The 1,559-nt window shown below is 67.5% G+C and carries 1 protein-coding gene; it reads left to right on the forward strand.

Annotated elements, in window-relative coordinates; genetic code table 11:
• The first annotated feature begins 143 nt into the window (after nt 1–143).
• Nucleotides 144–1,178, forward strand: a complete 1,035-nt coding sequence (locus tag ACIBJF_RS53365) for a glycoside hydrolase family 15 protein (RefSeq protein WP_399185109.1) — start codon at nt 144–146, stop codon at nt 1,176–1,178.
• The last annotated feature ends 381 nt before the right edge of the window (nt 1,179–1,559 follow it).

Here is a 1,559-nt window from a genome sequence, read left to right on the forward strand (position 1 = left end):
GGTTGGAACCCGGACGGTGCCGAGGGCGTAAGACCACCGGGGCCGCCGGCTCCGGTGGCGGCCTGAGCCGTAAATCCCCGCACAGCCCTGGAGGGCGACGCATTCCCCTCCCTTCAGGGAGGGGAGCCTTCAATTTGGACGCGTTGTGGATCGCGGCCTGTCCGGACGAGGCGGTGGCGTTCTTCGACTGGATGGCGCAGGCAGCCGCGGTGGATCCGGAAGGGCAGCCGAATATGCAGATCATGTTCGGGATCCGCGGGGAGTGTGACCTGAGCGAGCGGGAGCTGGAGCATCTGCCGGGCTGGCGCGGTAGCGGGCCCGTGCGGGTGGGAAACGCCGCCTGGCGGCAGCGACAGCTGGATGTGTACGGCGAGCTCCTGGGCGCCGCGCATCGCTTGGGACCGTATCTGGCGGACACGAATCCAGCCACCAAGTGTTTCCTCAGCAGGCTCGCCGACGCCGCTGCGGTTCGGTGGAAAGAGCCAGATCAGGGCATCTGGGAGGTCCGCAGTGCGGCCCAGCACTTCGTCTACTCCAAGGCCATGTGCTGGACGGCCCTGGACCGCGCCATCGCCATGGCTGATCTCCTGAAGGCCGGCAGGCGGGTACCCGCGTGGTCGCGGGCGCGGCAGGACATCCGTGAGGCGATCGAGGCGCAGGGCTGGAATCCCGACCTCGGCGCCTACACGCAAGCCTTCGGTTCCGACGTCCTGGATGCGTCGGTTCTGATGCTTCCCCTGGTGGGCTTCACCCCGGCTGGGGGCGAGCGTATGCGGTCCACCATCAACGCCATCCGTGATCGGCTAACCGATCCGCAGGGCATGGTCTACCGGTACAAGGGCTCGGATGACGGCCTGCCCGGCGGGGAAGGCGCGTTCGTGTTGTGCACTTTCTGGCTGGCGCAGGCACTGGCCGTGGCCGGCGAGGTCGACGAGGCACAGGCGGCCTTCGAGCGGGCCGCGACCGCGATGAACGACGTGGGCCTGATGGCGGAGGAGGTCGACCCCGCCACTGGGGAACTGCTGGGCAATTTCCCTCAGGCGTTCAGCCACATCGGACTGATCAACGCGGCCTGGTCGATCTCCCAGGCCAAGCAGCACCAGTGGGACCCCGCGCGCATCGTGGAGGGCTCGGCGTTCTACCGGCAGACCTGTCTGCCCACCCCCACCCAGTCGTGAGGTCGGCATCATGGCACGGGGCCGCATGAGATACTGCCTCCCCCGGCCACCCGACAGTGCGCCATCAATCCGCGGCCCTGAGAACCCGTTGATGCGCCCGTGCGGGCGCGCAGAATGCAAGGTCCCACCCGCGCCCATGCCGCCCACAGGCCCCTCACGCCCCGGGACCAAGATCCGGACCGTTGTCGGTCCATTACGTCGGCCCAGCAGCCCTACGAGGGTCGTTTCCGCTGGTCAAAAGGGCCGCTTCTTGTACCGTCGGACCAAGAACGTTCTTTGTGGCTGCTTGAAGTTCCCCCCGCGAACTGGACAGCGGGTGTTTACGCTGCCGGGACGAGGTTCTGCCTGAGCAAGGATCTCGTTTCGAGCGGGGTGACGTAC

The sequence above is a fragment of the Streptomyces sp. NPDC050743 genome, assembly GCF_044456925.1.
In the GTDB taxonomy this organism is placed as follows: Bacteria; Actinomycetota; Actinomycetes; order Streptomycetales; family Streptomycetaceae; genus Streptomyces.